The organism is Geodermatophilus sp. Leaf369, assembly GCF_001424455.1.
Lineage (GTDB): Bacteria > Actinomycetota > Actinomycetes > Mycobacteriales > Geodermatophilaceae > Klenkia.
Genome location: NZ_LMQA01000002.1, coordinates 578114 through 595421, shown reverse-complemented (window position 1 = coordinate 595421; position 17308 = coordinate 578114). Strand labels below are relative to the sequence as shown.

Annotated in this window: 15 protein-coding genes; 7 read left to right on the top strand and 8 right to left on the bottom strand. The window is 72.8% G+C overall.

Features of this window, described 5'->3' with window-relative positions:
• Positions 1-18: 18 nt before the first annotated feature.
• Positions 19-198 carry a hypothetical protein gene (locus tag ASG36_RS11715; RefSeq protein ID WP_157498772.1) on the top strand — a complete coding sequence of 60 codons (180 nt, stop codon included), beginning with the start codon at positions 19-21 and terminating at the stop codon, positions 196-198.
• Between the two features lie 3 nt (positions 199-201).
• Here the strand turns inward: ASG36_RS11715 and ASG36_RS11710 are convergent, their stop codons facing one another.
• The 3 genes from ASG36_RS11710 to ASG36_RS11700 are packed head-to-tail and all read right to left on the bottom strand — an operon-like array spanning position 202 to position 2799.
• The gene (locus ASG36_RS11710) at positions 202-930 is read right to left on the bottom strand and encodes an alpha/beta fold hydrolase (RefSeq protein WP_055763926.1); all 729 of its coding nucleotides are present in this window, start codon (positions 928-930) and stop codon (positions 202-204) included.
• A gap of 4 nt (positions 931-934) precedes the next feature.
• Entirely contained in the window at positions 935-1948 is a 1014-nt protein-coding gene (locus ASG36_RS11705) for a 3-hydroxyisobutyryl-CoA hydrolase (protein WP_055763924.1), read from the bottom strand.
• Positions 1948-2799 carry a 3-hydroxybutyryl-CoA dehydrogenase gene (locus tag ASG36_RS11700; RefSeq protein ID WP_200944444.1) on the bottom strand — a complete coding sequence of 284 codons (852 nt, stop codon included), beginning with the start codon at positions 2797-2799 and terminating at the stop codon, positions 1948-1950. Before ASG36_RS11700 ends, ASG36_RS11705 begins: the two co-directional genes overlap by 1 nt.
• 139 nt (positions 2800-2938) lie before the next feature.
• On the opposite strand from ASG36_RS11700, the gene icmF reads away from it, so the two are divergent.
• From icmF to ASG36_RS11675, 5 genes are all read left to right on the top strand, one after another.
• Positions 2939-6169 (top strand): fused isobutyryl-CoA mutase/GTPase IcmF, encoded by a 3231-nt coding sequence (gene icmF, locus ASG36_RS11695; RefSeq protein ID WP_055763922.1) that lies wholly within the window; start codon positions 2939-2941, stop codon positions 6167-6169.
• The gene (locus tag ASG36_RS11690) at positions 6169-6666 is read left to right on the top strand and encodes a MarR family winged helix-turn-helix transcriptional regulator (protein ID WP_055763920.1); all 498 of its coding nucleotides are present in this window, start codon (positions 6169-6171) and stop codon (positions 6664-6666) included. Before icmF ends, ASG36_RS11690 begins: the two co-directional genes overlap by 1 nt.
• Positions 6663-7415, top strand: a complete 753-nt coding sequence (locus tag ASG36_RS11685; RefSeq protein ID WP_235494894.1) for a helical backbone metal receptor — start codon at positions 6663-6665, stop codon at positions 7413-7415. The genes ASG36_RS11690 and ASG36_RS11685 overlap by 4 nt, the downstream gene beginning before the upstream one ends.
• On the top strand, positions 7412-8350 hold the full coding sequence (locus tag ASG36_RS11680; RefSeq protein WP_055763918.1) for an MBL fold metallo-hydrolase: 939 nt from the start codon (positions 7412-7414) through the stop codon (positions 8348-8350). Before ASG36_RS11685 ends, ASG36_RS11680 begins: the two co-directional genes overlap by 4 nt.
• Positions 8351-8507: 157 nt before the next feature.
• On the top strand, positions 8508-9650 hold the full coding sequence (locus tag ASG36_RS11675) for a thiolase family protein (protein WP_055763916.1): 1143 nt from the start codon (positions 8508-8510) through the stop codon (positions 9648-9650).
• Positions 9651-9765: 115 nt separating this feature from the next.
• Here ASG36_RS11675 and ASG36_RS11670 read toward each other — a convergent pair whose 3' ends face one another.
• Complete coding sequence (locus ASG36_RS11670; RefSeq protein ID WP_082523029.1) at positions 9766-10698, bottom strand: alpha/beta hydrolase; 933 nt, start codon at positions 10696-10698, stop codon at positions 9766-9768.
• Positions 10699-10801: 103 nt separating this feature from the next.
• Between ASG36_RS11670 and ASG36_RS11665 the strand changes: the two genes are divergently transcribed.
• Positions 10802-12442, top strand: coding sequence for an NAD(P)/FAD-dependent oxidoreductase (locus tag ASG36_RS11665; RefSeq protein ID WP_055763914.1), 1641 nt, complete (start codon positions 10802-10804; stop codon positions 12440-12442).
• An 89-nt stretch (positions 12443-12531) separates the two neighbouring features.
• Here ASG36_RS11665 and ASG36_RS11660 read toward each other — a convergent pair whose 3' ends face one another.
• The 4 genes from ASG36_RS11660 to ASG36_RS11645 are packed head-to-tail and all read right to left on the bottom strand — an operon-like array spanning position 12532 to position 17256.
• Positions 12532-13290 (bottom strand): ABC transporter ATP-binding protein, encoded by a 759-nt coding sequence (locus tag ASG36_RS11660; protein WP_055763913.1) that lies wholly within the window; start codon positions 13288-13290, stop codon positions 12532-12534.
• Positions 13287-15170, bottom strand: coding sequence for an ATP-binding cassette domain-containing protein (locus ASG36_RS11655; RefSeq protein WP_055763911.1), 1884 nt, complete (start codon positions 15168-15170; stop codon positions 13287-13289). The genes ASG36_RS11660 and ASG36_RS11655 overlap by 4 nt, the downstream gene beginning before the upstream one ends.
• Complete coding sequence (locus ASG36_RS11650; protein WP_157498771.1) at positions 15167-16033, bottom strand: branched-chain amino acid ABC transporter permease; 867 nt, start codon at positions 16031-16033, stop codon at positions 15167-15169. The genes ASG36_RS11655 and ASG36_RS11650 overlap by 4 nt, the downstream gene beginning before the upstream one ends.
• A 32-nt stretch (positions 16034-16065) precedes the next feature.
• Positions 16066-17256 carry an amino acid ABC transporter substrate-binding protein gene (locus ASG36_RS11645; protein WP_055763907.1) on the bottom strand — a complete coding sequence of 397 codons (1191 nt, stop codon included), beginning with the start codon at positions 17254-17256 and terminating at the stop codon, positions 16066-16068.
• Positions 17257-17308: the final 52 nt, after the last annotated feature.

The window sequence follows — 17308 nt, the reverse complement described above, 5'->3', positions numbered from 1 at the left end:
CTGCCCTACGGTGCGGCCATGGAGATCGCGCTGCTCGCAGTCGGGGCTCTGGCGACGGGTCTGCTGGTCAGGGCCCTGCGTCGGCGTCGGGACGGCTGGTACGCCGACGGGGAGGACCCCCCGGCCACCGACGCCCGCGGTGCGGTCAACCGGAACAGCTGGATGCTCGGCGGCGGTGGGGGTGGCGGCGGGGGCTGAGCGTCAGCCCACCGCGCGGACCAACTCCACGACGGCGTCGGGCGCGGTGACCATCAGGTCGTGCCCGACGTCGAGGGAGACGGTGCGCCAGGCCGGGTCCGCGGCGGCCCGGGCGAGCAGGTGGTCGGCGAAGGGCTGCGCCCAGCGGGTGGCCCGCACGTAGGTGCGCGGCACCGCCGAGGGCCCGAACGCCAAGGGCTCGGCCCAGACCGCGAGGGAGTCGTCGGTCAGCCGGGCGTCCACCCAGGCCCGGTCGGCCGGGTCCTCGACGCCCAGGTCGGCGGCCCGGGAGCGGTCGGGGGTCAGCCGCCAGCGCTCCCCGGGGAAGCCCGGCTGCGCGCGGCGGGCCCGGCGCCGGGCGACGACGTCGTCGGGCTCGCCCTGGTCGAGGACGTCCAGGTGCGACTGGCCCGGCAGCGGGACCACCGCGTCCAGGTACAGCAGGTGCCGCACCCGGTCGGGGAGCCGGTCGGCCACCCCGGTGGTGACCATCCCGCCGGCGCTGTGCCCGACCAGGACGACGTCGCGGAGGTCCTCCAGCTCGACCAGCCGGACCACGGCGGTCACCCGGTCGGCCAGCGTCGTCGCCGCGGTGAGCAGGTGGGCGTGCTCACCGGACCCGGGCAGGCTCGGCGTGTGCACCGCCCAGCCCGCGGCGCGCAGCGGGGCGGCGACCCGCTGCCAGCACCAGCCGCCGTGGAACCCCCCGTGCACCAGGACGGCGGTGGGCACCGACTCAGAGCTCCAGGTCGTCGGCCCGGGGCGCGAGGTGGCGGGCCACCTCGCGCGGGTCCACCCCGGCCAGGCTCGCGGGCCGCCAGTGCGGGTCGCGGGTCTTCTCCACCACCTGGGCCCGGATGCCCTCGGCGACGTCGGGCCGACCCAGGCTGGCCGAGGAGATCCGGTACTCCTGCACCAGCGCCTCGGGCAGGGTCATGGTCGCCGCCGAGCGCACCGCGGCGAGGGTGACGGCGACCGCGGTCGGGCTCTTGGTGCCGATCAGCTCCCCGGCCTCCCGGGCGGCGGACACGTCGGAGGCCAGCAGCCGCTCGACGACCACGGCGGCGTCGTCCCCGGCGTAGCAGGCGTCGATCCAGCCGCGGTCGAGCTCGGGTGGTCCCGGGTCGACCGCCGCGGCCCGGACGGCCGACTCCAGGGAGGCCCACGTGGTCGGCGCGTGCAGGCCGTCGAGGGAGGAGACGCACACGTCGGCGAGCCCGCAGGCGATCGCGTCGGCCGGCCCGGCCGAGGTCCCGGTGAGCGCCAGGTGGGTGCCCAGCTCGCCCGGGGCGTGCGCCAGCAGGTGGGTGCCGCCGACGTCGGGCACCAGCCCGATGGTCACCTCCGGCATCCCCAGCCGGGACGACGACGTCACCACCCGCAGCGAGGCGTGGCAGCCCAGCCCGACCCCGCCGCCCAGCACGATCCCGGGCAGCAGGGTCACCACCGGCTTGGGGTAGGCGCCGATCCGGGCGTTCATCCGGTACTCGTCACGCCACAGGGCCCGGGCGGCCACACCGTCCCCGAGGGCGGACTCCCGGATCGCCTTGACGTCGCCGCCGGCGCAGAACCCGCGGTCGCCCTCGCTGTCGACGAGCACGCACTCGACGGCGTCGTCCTGCGCCCAGGCGGCGAGCGCGGCGTCGACCGCGGCGATCATCGGGTGGGTCAGGGCGTTGATCGCCCGCGGTCGGGTGAGGGTGATCCGCCCGACGGCGCCCTGCAGGCCGATCCGGACGTCGTCGGTCACTACTTGGCGTAGGGGAAGAAGCCCCGGCCGGTCTTCCGGCCGAGCAGACCCGCGTCGACCATCCGCAGCAGCAGCGGCGGCGGGGCGTACAGCGGCTCCTTGAACTCCGCGTACATCGACTGCGCGACGGCTGCGGTGGTGTCCAGCCCGATCAGGTCGGCCAGGGCGAGGGGGCCCTGCGGGTGGGCGCAGCCCTGCACCATGCCGGCGTCGATGTCCTCGGCGGAGGCGAAGCCGGACTCCATCATCCGGATCGCGCTCAGCACGTAGGGGATGAGCAGGGCGTTCACGATGAACCCGGCGCGGTCCTTGGAGCGGATCGTGGTCTTGCCCAGCTGGGTCTCGGCGAAGTCGGTGACCGTCGCGAGCGTCTCGTCGCTGGTCAGCAGGCTGGCCACGATCTCCACCAGCGGCAGCACGGGCGCGGGGTTGAAGAAGTGCACCCCGACGACCTTGTCCGGCCGCTTGGTGACGCTGGCCATCTTCACCAGCGGGATGGAGGAGGTGTTCGAGGCCAGGATCGCGTCCGGCGGGAGGATCTCGTCGAGCTTGCGGAACAGGTCGAGCTTGAGCTCCTCGATCTCCGGCGCGGCCTCGATGACCAGCTCGGAGTGCACGACGGCCTGCAGCGAGGTGGCGACGTCGACCCGGGCGAAGGCGGCGTCGGCGTCCTCCTGGGAGATCCGGCCCGAGGTGGCCGCGCGCTGCAGCGACTTCTCCATCCGGGCCCGGAACCGCTCGGCGCCGGCCTCGTCGGCCTCGACCACGACGACGTCGCAGCCCGCCCGGGCGCTGACCTCGGCGATGCCGGCCCCCATGGTGCCGCCACCGATGACTGCGATGCGCTGCATCCCCAACTCCTCCTGCTCGACGGGACCCCACGGTGTCACGACGACGATGCGTGGACGTCCAAGTACTTCCGGCGTAGGTTACGTGGACGTCCAAGCACCTCCGCGCCGCACCCCGGCACCGTCGCCGTCTGGAGCCCCCATGGCCGACCTCCACGTCCCCGCGAACCCGGTCCGGTTCGTCACCGCCGCGAGCCTGTTCGACGGCCACGACGCCGCGATCAACGTGATGCGCCGGCTGCTGCAGAGCCAGGGCGCCGAGGTCGTGCACCTCGGGCACGACCGCAGCGTGGCCACCGTCGTCCGCGCGGCGATGGAGGAGGACGCCCAGGGCATCGCGCTGAGCTCCTACCAGGGCGGGCACGTCGAGTACTTCAGCTACCTGGTCGAGGAGCTGGAGCGGCACGGCGCCGGGCACGTACAGGTGTTCGGCGGGGGCGGCGGCGTGATCGTCCCCGAGGAGATCGCCACCCTCCGCGAGCGCGGCGTGAAGATCTTCGCCCCCGAGGACGGCCAGAAGCTCGGCCTGCCCGGGATGATCAACACCCTCATCGAGGCCTGCGACGTCGACCTGGCCGGTGCCGGGCCGGACGTCGAGGCGCTGCTCACCGGCGACCCGGCCGCCCTGGCCCGGGCGATCACCGTGCTGGAGGCCGGCCGCTCCCCCGAGCTCGCCGAGCGGGTGACGAAGGAGGCCGCGCAGCGGCACGTCCCCGTCCTGGGCATCACCGGCACCGGCGGCTCGGGCAAGTCCTCGCTGACCGACGAGCTGCTCCGCCGCCTCCGGCTGGACCAGGAGGACAAGCTCCGCATCGCCGTCCTGGCCGTCGACCCGTCCCGTCGCCGCGGCGGCGGTGCGCTGCTGGGCGACCGGATCCGGATGAACGCGCTGGAGACCGGCGACCGCAACTCCACGTTCTTCCGCTCGCTGGCCACCCGCACCGCCGGTGCGCAGGTGCCCGAGCACCTCGACCACGTCATCTCCGCGGTCAAGGCCGCCGGCTACGACCTGGTGATCGTGGAGACCCCGGGCATCGGCCAGGGCGACGCCGCGATCCTCCCGTACAGCGACGTCTCGCTGTACGTGATGACGCCGGAGTTCGGCGCCGCCTCGCAGCTGGAGAAGATCGACATGCTCGACTTCGCCGACGTCGTCGCGGTGAACAAGTTCGAGCGCCGCGGCGCCGAGGACGCCCGCCGCGACGTGGCCCGGCAGATGGTCCGCAACCGCGAGGCGTTCGGGCAGAGCTGGGACACCATGCCGGTCTTCGGCACCAGCGCCGCCCGGTTCAACGACGACGGCGTCACCGCGCTGTTCCAGGAGCTCAAGACGCTGCTGGCCGCGAAGGGCCTGGCGCTGGGCTCGGGCGTGCTGCCGCACGTCGACGTCCGGGCGTCGTCCGGGCTGACCAGCGTCGTCCCCTCGTCGAAGGCCCGGTACCTGGCCGACGTCGCCGACACCGTGCGCGCCTACCACCGGACGACGGCCGAGCAGGCCGCGCTGGTGCGCCAGCGTCAGCACCTCACCACCGCCGCACAGCTGCTGGACGGCGAGGCCGCACAGGCCGCCGCCGCCAAGGCCGCCGCGGTCGAGGGCGAGCTGCTGCCCGCGGTCAAGCACCTGCTCGACGAGTGGCCGGCCCGGGTCGAGGAGTACTCCGGCGACGAGCTGGTCTACACCGTGCGCGGCAAGGAGATCCACACCCCGCTGACCCGGGAGACCCTCAGCGGCAACAAGGTGCGCCGGGTGGCCCTGCCGCGCACCGACGACGACGCCCAGCTGGTCGGCTGGCTGCGTCGGGAGAACGTCCCCGGCCACTTCCCGTACACCGCCGGCGTCTTCCCGTTCAAGCGGCAGGGTGAGGCCCCGGCCCGGATGTTCGCCGGCGAGGGCGACGCGTTCCGCACCAACAAGCGCTTCCAGATGCTGTCGGCGGGCAACGAGGCCACCCGGCTGTCGACCGCCTTCGACTCGGTGACCCTCTACGGCCGCGACCCCGAGCTGCGCCCCGACGTCTACGGCAAGGTCGGCACCTCGGGTGTCTCCATCGCCACCGTCGACGACATGAAGGTGCTCTACGACGGCTTCGACCTCTGTGCGCCGAGCACCTCGGTGTCGATGACCATCAACGGCCCCGCGCCGGCGATCCTGGCCATGTTCATGAACACCGCGATCGACCAGCGGCTGGACCGCTTCCGGTCCGACGAGGGCCGCGAGCCCACCGAGGACGAGGTCGCCGAGACCCGCGCGTGGGTGCTGGCCAACGTCCGCGGCACGGTGCAGGCCGACATCCTCAAGGAGGACCAGGGCCAGAACACCTGCATCTTCTCCACCGAGTTCGCGCTGCGCTGCATGGCCGACATCCAGGAGTGGTTCATCCAGGAGAAGGTGCGCAACTTCTACTCGGTCTCGATCTCCGGCTACCACATCGCCGAGGCCGGGGCGAACCCCATCAGCCAGCTGGCCTTCACGCTGGCCAACGGGTTCACCTACGTCGAGGCCTACCTGGCCCGCGGCATGAGCATCGACGACTTCGCGCCCAACCTGAGCTTCTTCTTCTCCAACGGGATGGACGCCGAGTACACCGTCATCGGCCGGGTGGCCCGCCGGATCTGGGCGGTGGCCATGAAGGAGCGCTACGGCGCCAACCCCCGGGCCCAGCAGCTGAAGTACCACGTGCAGACGTCGGGCCGCTCCCTGCACGCCCAGGAGATGGACTTCAACGACATCCGGACGTCGCTGCAGGCGCTGTGCGCGATCTACGACAACGCCAACTCCCTGCACACCAACGCCTACGACGAGGCCGTGACCACCCCGTCGGCGCACTCGGTGCGCCGCGCGCTGGCCATCCAGATGATCATCGACCGGGAGTGGGGCCTGGCGATGAACGAGAACCCGCTGCAGGGCTCGTTCGTCGTCGACGAGCTGACCGAGCTGGTCGAGGAGGCCGTGCTGGCCGAGTTCGATCGGATCGCCGAGCGCGGCGGGGTGCTGGGCGCCATGGAGACCGGCTACCAGCGCGGTCGCATCCAGGACGAGTCGATGCTCTACGAGCACCGCAAGCACGACGGCTCGCTGCCGATCATCGGGGTCAACACCTGGCTGGACCCGAACGCCGGGCAGCAGGAGCCGCAGACCGTCGAGCTGGCCCGGGCCACCGAGTCGGAGAAGCAGTCCCAGCTGGACCGCCTCGCCGACTTCCACGCCCGGCACGCCGCCGAGGCCCCCGAGGCCCTGGCCAAGCTGCAGGACGCGGCCATGCACGGCGGCAACGTCTTCGACGCTCTCATGGAGGCCGTGCAGACCTGCTCGCTCGGGCAGATCAGCGAGGCGTTCTTCGAGGTGGGCGGGCAGTACCGCCGCAACGTCTGATGGCGCTGCCCTTCGACCCGGTGGCGGAGGCCGCGCGCCAGTGGCGGGAGCACGGGTGGGAGGACGCCGCCGACGGGATGACCGCGGTCACCTCGATCATGCGGGCCCAGGCGATCGTGCTGGCCCGGGTGGAGGAGGTGCTCCGGCCGCTGGGGCTCTCCTTCGCCCGGTACGAGCTGCTCCAGCTGCTGAGCTTCACCCGGTCCGGGTCGCTGCCGATGGCCCGGGCCGGGGCGCTCCTGCAGGTGCACCCGGCCTCGGTCACCAACGCCGCGACCCGGCTGGAGGCAGCCGGGTTCGTGCAGCGGCGGCCACACCCGGACGACGGCCGGGCCGTGCTGGTGGAGATCACCGAGCAGGGCCGGTCGGTGGCGGCCAAGGCCACCGACGAGCTCAACGCCGGGGTCTTCCGTCGCCCCGGCCTGTCGGCGGACTCGGTGCGCACGCTGGTGGACGTCGTCCGGGAGCTGCGGGCCGACGCCGGGGACTTCGCGTGAGGACCCTGGACGACGACCTCGGCACCCCCGTGGTCCTCCCCCACCCGCCGCGCCGCATCGTCTCCCTGGTGCCCTCGCTGACCGAGGCGTTCGCGGTGACCGTGCCCGACCGGCTCGTCGGGGCCACCGACTGGTGCACCCACCCCGCCGACCTCGACGTCACCCGGGTGCGCGGCACCAAGAACCCCGACCGGGCAGCGATCGCCGCCCTCGAGCCGGACCTCGTGGTGTGCAACCAGGAGGAGAACCGCCAGCTGGACGTCGAACGGCTGCGCTCGGCCGGCACCGCCGTCTGGGTCACCGCGATCGAGACCCTGGACGGCGCGCTGACCTCGATGGACCGGTTGTTCACCGAGGTGCTCGACGTCGGCACCCCGGACTGGCTGGCCACCGCCCGCACCGCCTGGGCCGCCCCGGCGGCCCCCGGGCCACGCGTCGCCGTCCCGATCTGGCGGGACCCGTGGATGTGGGTGGGCGCCCGCACCTTCACCGGCGACCTGCTGGCCCGCCTCGGCCTGGTCAACGCCGTGACCGGGGAGCGGTACCCCAAGGCCGAGCCCGACGACGTGGACGCCGAGCTGTTCCTGCTGCCCGACGAGCCCTACGTCTTCACCGCCGACGACGGGCCCGAGGCCTTCCCCGGCCGTGCGACCGCGCTGGTCAGCGGCCGGCTGCTCACCTGGTACGGCCCGTCCCTGGCCACCGCCCGTGCCGACCTGACCGCCGCCCTGCAGAGAGGGAACCCGTGAGCTCCACGACGACCGACCCCGTGCTCCCCCCGCCCGTGCTGCAGGAGGTCGCCGACGGCGTCTTCGCCTACGTGCAGCCCGACGGCACCTGGTGGGTGAACAACACCGGCCTGCTGGTCGGTCGCCGCGGTGCCGCGATCGTGGACACCTGTTCCACCGAGAAGCGCACCCGGGCCTTCCGGGACACCATCGCCACGGTCACCGACCAGCCGGTGCGCACCTTGGTCAACACCCACCACCACGGCGACCACACGCACGGCAACTGGCTGTTCGGCGGAGCCACCGTGGTCGGCCACGAGGGCACCCGGGAGGGCGTGCTCGCCGCCGGGATCCCCGTCGACCAGCCGTTCTGGACCCCGTTCGAGATCGGCGAGGTCGTCCTGGAGCCGCCGTTCCTCACCTACACCGACGGCGTCACCCTGTGGGTCGACGACCGCCGGGTCGAGGTCACCCACGTCGGCACCCCGGCGCACACCACCAACGACTCGGTCGTGTGGCTGCCCGAGCAGAAGACGCTGTTCGCCGGCGACCTGCTCTTCGCCGGTGGCACCCCGTTCCTGGTGATGGGCTCGCTGGCCGGTGCGATCGAGGTGCTGGAGCAGGTCGTCACCCCGCTGGGGGCCGAGACGATCGTCCCCGGCCACGGGCCGGTGGCCGGCCCCGAGCTGGTGACGCAGATCCTGGGCTACCTGCACTGGCTCGACGGCGTCGCCCGCGACTCCTTCGCCGCCGGGGTCGCGCCCCTGGAGGCCGCCCGCAGCGTCGACCTGGGCGAGTACGCCGGGTGGAGCGACGCCGAACGGATCGTGGGCAACCTGCACCGGGCGCACGCCGAGCTCGCCGGGGGCGCGCGGGGCTGCCGGATCGACGTCCCCGCCGCACTGGCCGACATGGTCACCTACAACGGCGGGCAGCGGCTGACCTGCATCGCGTGACGTCCGGCCGCGGCGGCGGTTACGGTCAGGGCTGACCGTCGACGTCGGCCCTTGCGTCCGAGCACCGCGCAGGCGACGATGGCCGCTGAGTCAACTCATGTGTTGACGATGGTCCCGGCAGAGCTGCCGGGCCCCTGTGACCGAGAGGAGTCGCGACATGCGCGACGCAGTCATCGTCGAGGCCGTCCGCACGCCCGTCGGCAAGCGCAACGGGGGCCTGTCCGGCGTCCACCCCACCGAGCTGTCGGCCCACGTGCTGAAGTCCCTCGTCTCCCGCGCCGGGGTCGACCCGGTGCTGGTCGACGACGTGATCTGGGGCTGTGTCTCCCAGGTCGGTGAGCAGACCTACGACATCGCCCGCAACGCGGTGCTCTCCGCCGGCTGGCCCGAGAGCGTCCCCGGCACCACCGTGGACCGCCAGTGCGGCTCCTCCCAGCAGGCCGTGCACTTCGCCGCCGCCGGGCTGGTCGCCGGGCACTACGACGTCGTCGTCGCCGGTGGTGTGGAGTCGATGTCCCGCGTGCCCATGGGCTCCTCCACCCAGGGCCAGGACCCGCTGGGCCAGGTTTACCGCGACCGCTACGACGGCGTGTCCCCCAACCAGGGCGTCGGCGCCGAGCTGATCGCCGAGAAGTGGGGCCTGTCGCGCACCCAGCTCGACGAGTTCGCCATCCGCTCTCACGAGCGCGCCGCCACCGCCCAGGACGAGGGCCGCTTCGACGCCCAGATCGCCCCGGTCGACGCCCCCGAGGGCCGGGTGACCCAGGACGAGGGCATCCGCCGCGGCGGCACCGTCGAGGGCCTCGCCGGGCTCAAGACCCCCTTCAAGGAGGACGGCGTCGTCTCCGCGGGCAACGCCAGCCAGATCTCCGACGGCTCGGCCGCGCTGCTCATGATGACCGCCGAGAAGGCCGCCGAGCTGGGCCTGAAGCCCATCGCCCGGGTGCACAGCGTCGCGCTGGCCGGCGACGACCCGGTCAAGATGCTCACCGCCCCCATCCCGGCGACCAAGAAGGTGCTCGAGCGCTCCGGCCTGCGGCTGGACGAGATCGGCGTCTTCGAGATCAACGAGGCCTTCGCCCCCGTCCCGCTGGCCTGGCAGGCCGAGATCGGCGGCGACGAGAAGCTGCTCAACCCCCTCGGCGGCGCCATCGCCCTGGGCCACCCCCTGGGCGGCTCCGGCGCCCGCATCATGACCACGATGCTGTTCCACATGCGGGACAACGGGATCCGCTACGGCCTGCAGTCGATGTGCGAGGGCGGCGGCCAGGCCAACGCCACCGTGCTCGAGCTCCTCTGACCGCCCCCACCGCGCCGTGAGCGTTGATCAGGGTCCCTGATCGAAGTCCGTCCTCCCCCACGATCGTTCACGGGGGAGGACGGACTTCTGCGCAGGACCCTGATCAACGCTCCGGTCAGGCGAGGACGGCGCGCAGGTGCGTCCCGAGCCAGGCGGTGAGCTCGGCGGCCTCGGGCAGGGCGCCGGCCATCCACCAGAAGCCGTGGATCGTGCCCGGGACGGCGTGCAGCGTGACCGGCACCCCGGCGGCCTCCAGGGCGTTCGCGTAGTCCACGCCCTCGTCGCGCAGCGGGTCGAACTCCGCCACCACCAGCGTCGTCGGCGGCAGCCCGGCCAGGTCGGTGGCCAGCAGCGGGGCGGCCTCCGGGGTCGCCGGGGCGCCGGCGAGGTGGTGGTCCCAGAACCAGTCCAGCGACGCCGTCGTCATCGAGAAGTCCGCGGCGTTGTCGACCAGCGAGGGCGTCGTGCGCCCGCGGGGTGGCGCCAGCGTCGGGTAGACGAGCAGCTGGTGGACGACGACCGGCCCGCCGCCGTCCCGCAGCGTCCGGCTGGTGCTCGCGGCCAGGGTCGCGCCGGCGCTGTCGCCGGCCAGCACCAGCCGGTCGGCGTCGGCGCCCAGCTCGGCGGCATGCGCGACGGCCCAGCGGACGGCGGCCACGCAGTCCTCCTGCGGCCCGGGGAACGGCGTCTCCGGGGAGAGCCGGTACTCCACCGACACCACGACCACCCCCGCGGCGACGGCCAGTCCACGACAGGCGCGGTCGGCCACCGCGACGCCGCCGGCCACGAAGCCACCGCCGTGGAAGTAGACGACCAGCGGCAGCGGGGACCCCGGCGAGGGGTGGTAGACCCGCACCGGCAGCCGGGCATCCACCAGCAGGTCGCGGACGTCGGCCACCTCGGTGCGCGGGCCGCCGATCCGGGTCGAGGCCGACACCGAGACCCGGGCCTGCAGCACGCTCATCCGGTCGAAGGGCTGCACGCCCTGGGCCGCGAAGGCCTCCAGCAGGGCGCGCACCTCAGCGTTCGGCGTCCCGGACCAGTCCACAGCGACCACCTGTCTCCGATTGCGTCAACACCTACGTTGACACTGCTCGTGCGCCACCTTACCGTCGGCGGTGCACCAACGGAGCAGACGACGGGAGCACCCCATGAGCAGCACCCAGACCCACCACGACGTCGACGTCGTGGTGGTCGGCGCCGGGTTCGCCGGCCTCGCCATGCTCCGCGAGCTGCGCGACGAACGCGGGATGAGCGTGCGGGTCCTGGAGGCCGGCGACGACGTCGGCGGCGTCTGGTACTGGAACCGCTACCCCGGCGCCCGCTGCGACGTGGACTCCACCGACTACAGCTACACCTTCTCCCCCGAGCTGGACGAGGAGTGGAACTGGTCCGAGCGCTACGCCACGCAGCCGGAGATCCTCCGCTACGTGCACCACGTGGCCGAACGGTTCGACCTGCGTCGCGACGTCACCACCGGGGCCCGCGTCGCCACCGCAACCTGGGACGACGACACCGCCCACTGGGACGTGACCTGCGAGGACGGCACCACCGCCCGCGGCCGCTACCTGGTGATGGCCACCGGCTGCCTCTCGGCGGTCAAGCGCCCCCAGGTCGAGGGCATGGAGGACTTCACCGGCCAGGTGCTGCACACCGCCGACTGGCCGCGCGAGCCCGTGGACCTGGCCGGCAAGCGGGTCGGCGTGATCGGCACCGGGTCCTCCGGCATCCAGGTCATCCCGCGCATCGCCCCCGAGGTGGCGGAGCTGGTGGTCTTCCAGCGCACCCCCGCCTTCAGCGTGCCGGCCCACCACCAGGTGCTCTCCGACGCCGAGCGGGCGGCGCTGAAGCTCTCGCTGCCCGAGCGCCGGGAGATGCTGCGCAACAGCCCCACCGGGCTGTCGGTGCCGGTCACCCGCCGCGGCGCCCTGGACGACGACGACGCCGCCCGCGAGCAGCACTACGAGGAGCAGTGGCACTCCGCCGGCTTCGGGTTCCTGCTGGCCTACAACGACCTGCTCATCAGCCACGAGGCCAACCGGACGGCGTCGGACTTCATCCGCGGGAAGATCGCCGAGCGGGTCACCGACCCGGCGCTGGCCGAGAAGCTGTCGCCGCACACCTACCCCTACGGCGCCAAGCGGCCGTGCGTGGACACCGGCTACTACGAGACGTTCAACCGGGAGAACGTCACCCTGGTCGACATCGCCGCGGCGCCGCTGACCCGGGCGACGGCCACCACGCTGGAGACCGCGGACGCCGCCTACGACCTCGACGTCATCGTCTTCGCCACGGGCTTCGACGCGATGACCGGCTCGCTGCTCAAGCCGACCATCACCGGCCGTGACGGCGTCACGCTGCAGGAGCACTGGGCCGGCGGACCGCTGACCTACCTGGGCCTGATGACCGCCGGCTTCCCGAACATGTTCGTCATCGCCGGGCCCGGGTCGCCGTCCCTGCTGGGCAACGTGATGGTCTCCATCGAGCAGCACGTCGACTGGGTCTCGGCCCTGCTGGTGGACTCCGAGGCCGCGGGCACCCCGGTCATCGAGGCCACCGAGGAGGCCGAGCGCGCCTGGGTCGACCGCGTCAACGCCGCGGCCGCCCCGACCCTCTACATGGAGGCCGCGTCGTACTACCTGGGCGCGGAGATCGAGGGCAAGCCGCGGGTGTTCATGCCCTACGCCGGTGGCCTGCGCCGCTACCGCCGGGAGTGCGACGAGGTGGCCCGCGAGGGCTACCGCGGCTTCCGCCGCAGCCCCGAGCCCAGCACGGACCTCCAGCCGGCCTGACCGCCCCACCGACCCGATCCACGACGAGAAGCGCCCTTCCTGTCAGGAGTCCTGACAGGAAGGGCGCTCCTCGTCGTGCTGGGGGTGGGTCAGGCGCCGAGGTAGGCGTCGACCAGGTTGCCGCCGCGCATCTCCTCGGCGGTGCCCTCGAGGACGATCCGGCCCTGGCGGAGCACGAAGGCGCGCTCCACGACCTCCAGGGCCAGGCCGGCGTTCTGCTCGACCAGGACCACGCTCATGCCGCCGGCAGCGATCAGCTCGCGGAGGGCGTCGAACAGCGAGGCCACGATGGCCGGGGCCAGGCCGGTGGAGGGCTCGTCGAGCAGCAGCAGCGACGGGTCGGTCATCAGGGCCCGGCCGAAGGCCAGCATCTGCTGCTCGCCGCCGGACATCGAGCCGGCCCGGCGGTCGAGCATCGCCGACAGTGCCGGGAAGAGCTCGAGCACCCGGCTGCGCAGCTCGGCGACCCGGGCAGCCGGCAGCGCCTGGCCGCCCATGGCCAGGTTGTCCTCCACGCTCATGTCGGCGAACAGCTCGCGGCCGCTGGGCACGTGGCCGACGCCGGCGCGGGTCATCGCGTGGTCGGGCAGTCCGGTGACGTCGCGGCCGAGCAGGGTGACGGTGCCGCCCTGGGGCCGGACGACGCCGGCGATCGCGCGCAGCAGGGTGGTCTTGCCGGCCCCGTTGGCGCCCAGGACGCCGACGACCTCGTTGCGGGCCACGCTCAGCGAGACCTCGTGGAGCACCCGCAGGGCGCCGTAACCGGCGGTGAGGCCGGCGACCTCGAGGGCCGGGCCGGTGCCGGAGGTGTCCCGCTCGCGGGTGGCCCCGCCGCCGAAGAGCTTCACGGGGTCACGTCCTCGGGGACGTCGGCCGAGCCGACACCCAGGCCCACGCCGGAGCCCAGGTAGGCCCGGATCACCTCGGGATGCCGCAGGACCTCGGTGGGTGCGCCGGTGAGAATGGTGGCTCCTCTGTCCATGACGACGATCTCGTCGGCCAGGTCGACGATGGCCTTGATGACGTGCTCGATGCCGGCGACGGCGTCGACCCCGAACGCGGGCATCCGGCGGATGGCGTCCCGGACGACCTCGAGCTCCTCGTCGCTCATCCCGGCCATGACCTCGTCGAGCAGGATCAACGACGGGCCCAGCGCCAGGGCGCGGCCGAGCTCGACCATCCGGCGGTGCCCGACGGCCAGGGTGTCCGAGGCGTGGAAGCGGATCTCCTCCAGCCCCAGCACCTGCACCACCCAGGCCGCCTGCTCCTGGGCCTGGCCGCGGTGCCGGCCGCCCAGGGCTGCCAGGTAGACGTTCTCCCAGACGGTCATCGACGCGAAGGGCCGCGGGATCTGGAAGGTGCGGGCCAGGCCGCGGCGGGCGAGCCGGTGCGCCGGGGCGCCGCCGACGACGGGCTGGCCGTCGAAGACGATCGAGCCCTTCGACGGGGTGACGACGCCGGCGATCGCGTTGAACAGGGTGGTCTTGCCGGCGCCGTTGGCCCCGATGATGAACACCGTCTGGCCGCGGCGGACGGTGAAGTCGACCTCGCGCAGCGCCTGCACGCCGCCGAAGGTGACCCCCACGTCGCGGCAGACCAGCAGCTCGGCGTCGGTGTCGGCCGGGCTGCGGTGGGCGTGCGCGGCGGTGAGCCGCTTCTCCAGCTCCGCCTCGGTCGGCAGGTCGGTGGTCCCGCGGACGATCTCCCGGCGCAGCCAGCCGACCTTGTTGGCCAGCGAGACGATGCCGCCGGGCAGGAAGACGGTGACCAGCACGATGAGCAGGCCGAACAGGGCGAGCTGGTAGTCGGGGAACGCGCTGGCGAGCTGGTCGCTGACGATGGTCAGCACGACCGCACCGATCAGCGGACCCCACAGCGTGCCGATGCCCCCGGCGAGGACCAGCACGATGACCTGCAGGTCCAGCGCCGGGTTGAACACCGTGGAGGTGTCGATGAAGGCCCGGTTGTAGGCGACCATGCCGCCGACGAGGGCGGGCATCAGGGCGCTGAGCGTGAAGGTGACGACCTTGACCCGGGTGGTGGCCACGCCCATCGCCTCGGCGACCTGCTCGTCGTCCCGCACCGCCATCGCGCGCAGGCCGAACGGCCAGCGGGCCATGAAGGCGTTCACCGCGAAGGCCAGGACGGCGACGCCGGTGATGCCCAGCAGGACCGGCTTCTGGGCGATGACGCCGGGCACGACCAGACCGGTGGAGCCACCGGTCAGCTCCCACTGGGACAGCAGCAGCGAGACGATGTAGGCCAGCCCGAACATGCCGAGGGCGAAGTAGATGCCCTGCAGCCGGAGCATGACCCAGCCGATGGGCACGGCGATGACGGCGCCGCCGATGCCGCCGAGCACCGCGGCCAGGAACCAGGGCACGTCCGCGTGGATGATCAACAGCGCGGTGGCGAAGGCCCCGAAGCCGAAGAAGACCACCTGGCCGAAGCTGATGTAGCCGGTGAACCCGCTGATGATGTTGAAGGCGTACGCCAGCGCCACGAACATCGCGACGTCGATCGCCAGCTGGTTCTGTGACAGCGAGCCCAGCAGCCCCCAGGACAGGAACGCCGCGACGAGGACGGCGAGCAGCCCGATCTGGAGGACGTCGCTGCGGGTGGAGGGCAGCCGTCCGCCGGTGTGCCGGGGCCCACGGGACCGGCTCATCAGCCCGGCGACCAGGGAGCCGCCGGCGGGGCGGTCGGTGGTGGGGGTCGGGTCGGTCATGCCGAGGCCTTCCTCGAGAGCAGCCCGGCAGGCTTGAACAGCATCACCAGGATGAGCATCAGGTAGGGCGCCGCCGCCTGGACCACGGCGCCGAGCTCGTAGCCGGACACCGTCTGGACGACGCCGACCAGGAGCGCGCCGACGGCGGCCCCCTTGTAGTTGCCGAGCCCGCCCAGGGCGATGACCACGAACGCCACGATGGTGAAGTTGGTGGCCGCCTGGGGGGCGATCGGCTGGGTCATCACCAGGAGCATCCCGGCGGCCGCGGCGACGGCCGCACCCACGCTGAAGCCGACGAGCCGGAGCCTGCGGGGGTTGATCCCGCAGGCCCCGGCCCCGAGCGGGCTCTGCGCCTGCGCCCGGAGGCTGGTGCCCGACCGGGTGCGGGTGAGCCAGAACGCGATGCCCAGGGTGATGACCGCGGCGAGCACGACGCCGACGATCAGCGCCAGGGAGAACCGGAGGGGACCCACCACGACCGCCGACTGGAGGAAGTCGATGGTGCGGTAGTCCGAGCCCCAGTACTGCTGGCCGAGGTTGATCAGGATGTAGGACAGGCCGAACGTGGCCATCAGGGTCAGCAGCTCGTGCTGCTTCGCCGTCCCCTTGATCCGCTCGATGACCGCCCACTGCACGAACGCGCCGAGGGCGGCAGCGGCCACCATCACGACCACCAGTCCGAGGAACGGGTTGACCCCGGCGCCGTACAGGCTCCAGACCCCGAGCCCGCCGAGGACGATGAACGCCCCGTGGGCCAGGTTCACGATGCCCATGACACCGAAGACCAGGTTCAGCCCCTGCGCCATGAGCAGGTAGAAGCCACCCAGCAGGATGCCGTTGAGCACCACCTGTACGTACGTCACGACCCGGTCCTCCTCAGCTCACGCGGTGCGGGTCAGTAGGGCAGCTGTGCGGCGACGGCACCCGCCTCGTCGGAGGGGAAGACCACCGCCTGGGCGCCGTCCTGGTACTGGAAGAGGATCGGGGAGTAGCCGGTCTGGACGCCGGTCTCGTCGACGGAGTAGGTGCCGATGACCGTGTCGAACGAGCCGTCGTGGAGCGCGGTGTTGACGGCCTCCTTGTCGGTGCTGCCGGCCTCCTCGATGGCGGCGGCGAGCACCTGGACCGTGGCGTACGCGCCGGCGGCCTGACTGTTCACCGGGGTGTCGTAGGCCTCGTCGTAGCCCTGCACGAACTCCTCGCTGCCCTCGAAGCCCAGGCTCTCGGAGAACTCGCTGTAGCCGATGGCACGGGCCGACAGCTCACCGAGGGAGTCGGCGAAGGCCGGGTCCGAGGCGGTGGGCGAGGCGATGATCGCGGGGCGGAAGCCGCCCTGGTCCATGGCCCGGGTGAGGCCGATGGAGTCCTGGATCGCGGAGCACTCGACGACGACCTCGGGGTCGCCCTCGGCGATGCGCAGCGCGGTGGAGGAGAAGTCGCTGGTGGAGGCGGCGTACTCGATGCGGTCGACCAGCGTGCCGCCGGCGTCCTCGATGCCGTCCTCGACGCCGTCGCAGATCGCGGAGAAGGCGTCCAGGTCGTTGTTGACCAGCGTGATCCGGGTGTAGCCGTTCTCCGCGGCGAAGGCCGGGACGTCGGCCAGGACGGTGTAGCCCGGGGTGAGACCGGCCATCACGTTCCACTCGGTGCCCTCGAACACCGCCGGGGAGGACGTCTGGCTGTGCGCCATGGGGGTCTGGTACCGCTCGGCGAGCTGCGCGGCCGGGCCGCCGAGGGCGCTGCCGTAGGGGCTGAGCAGGGCGTCGACCTCGTCGGTGCCGAGGAACTCGGTGTAGAGCCGACCGACGACGGCGGCGTCGCTCTGGTCGTCCTGCAGGTCGAGCTCGAGCTGACGGCCGAGCACCCCACCGTCGGCGTTGATCTGGTCCACGGCCAGCTGGTAGCCGTTGGAGACGTTGGTGCCCGAGGAGGCGTAGGCGCCGGTCAGGGAGACGGTGGCCCCGATGGTGATGGGCTCGTCGGACGAGCCGCCCCCTGCGGAGCCGTCGTCGGACCCACCGCCGCACCCCGCGAGGACGGTGGCGGAGACCGCGATGCCGACGGCGACCTTCGTGGACCTGCTCATGGACTGCTCCTGGGGTGCTGGCCCGGCGACGGTGCCGGGTCGGTGGGGGGTG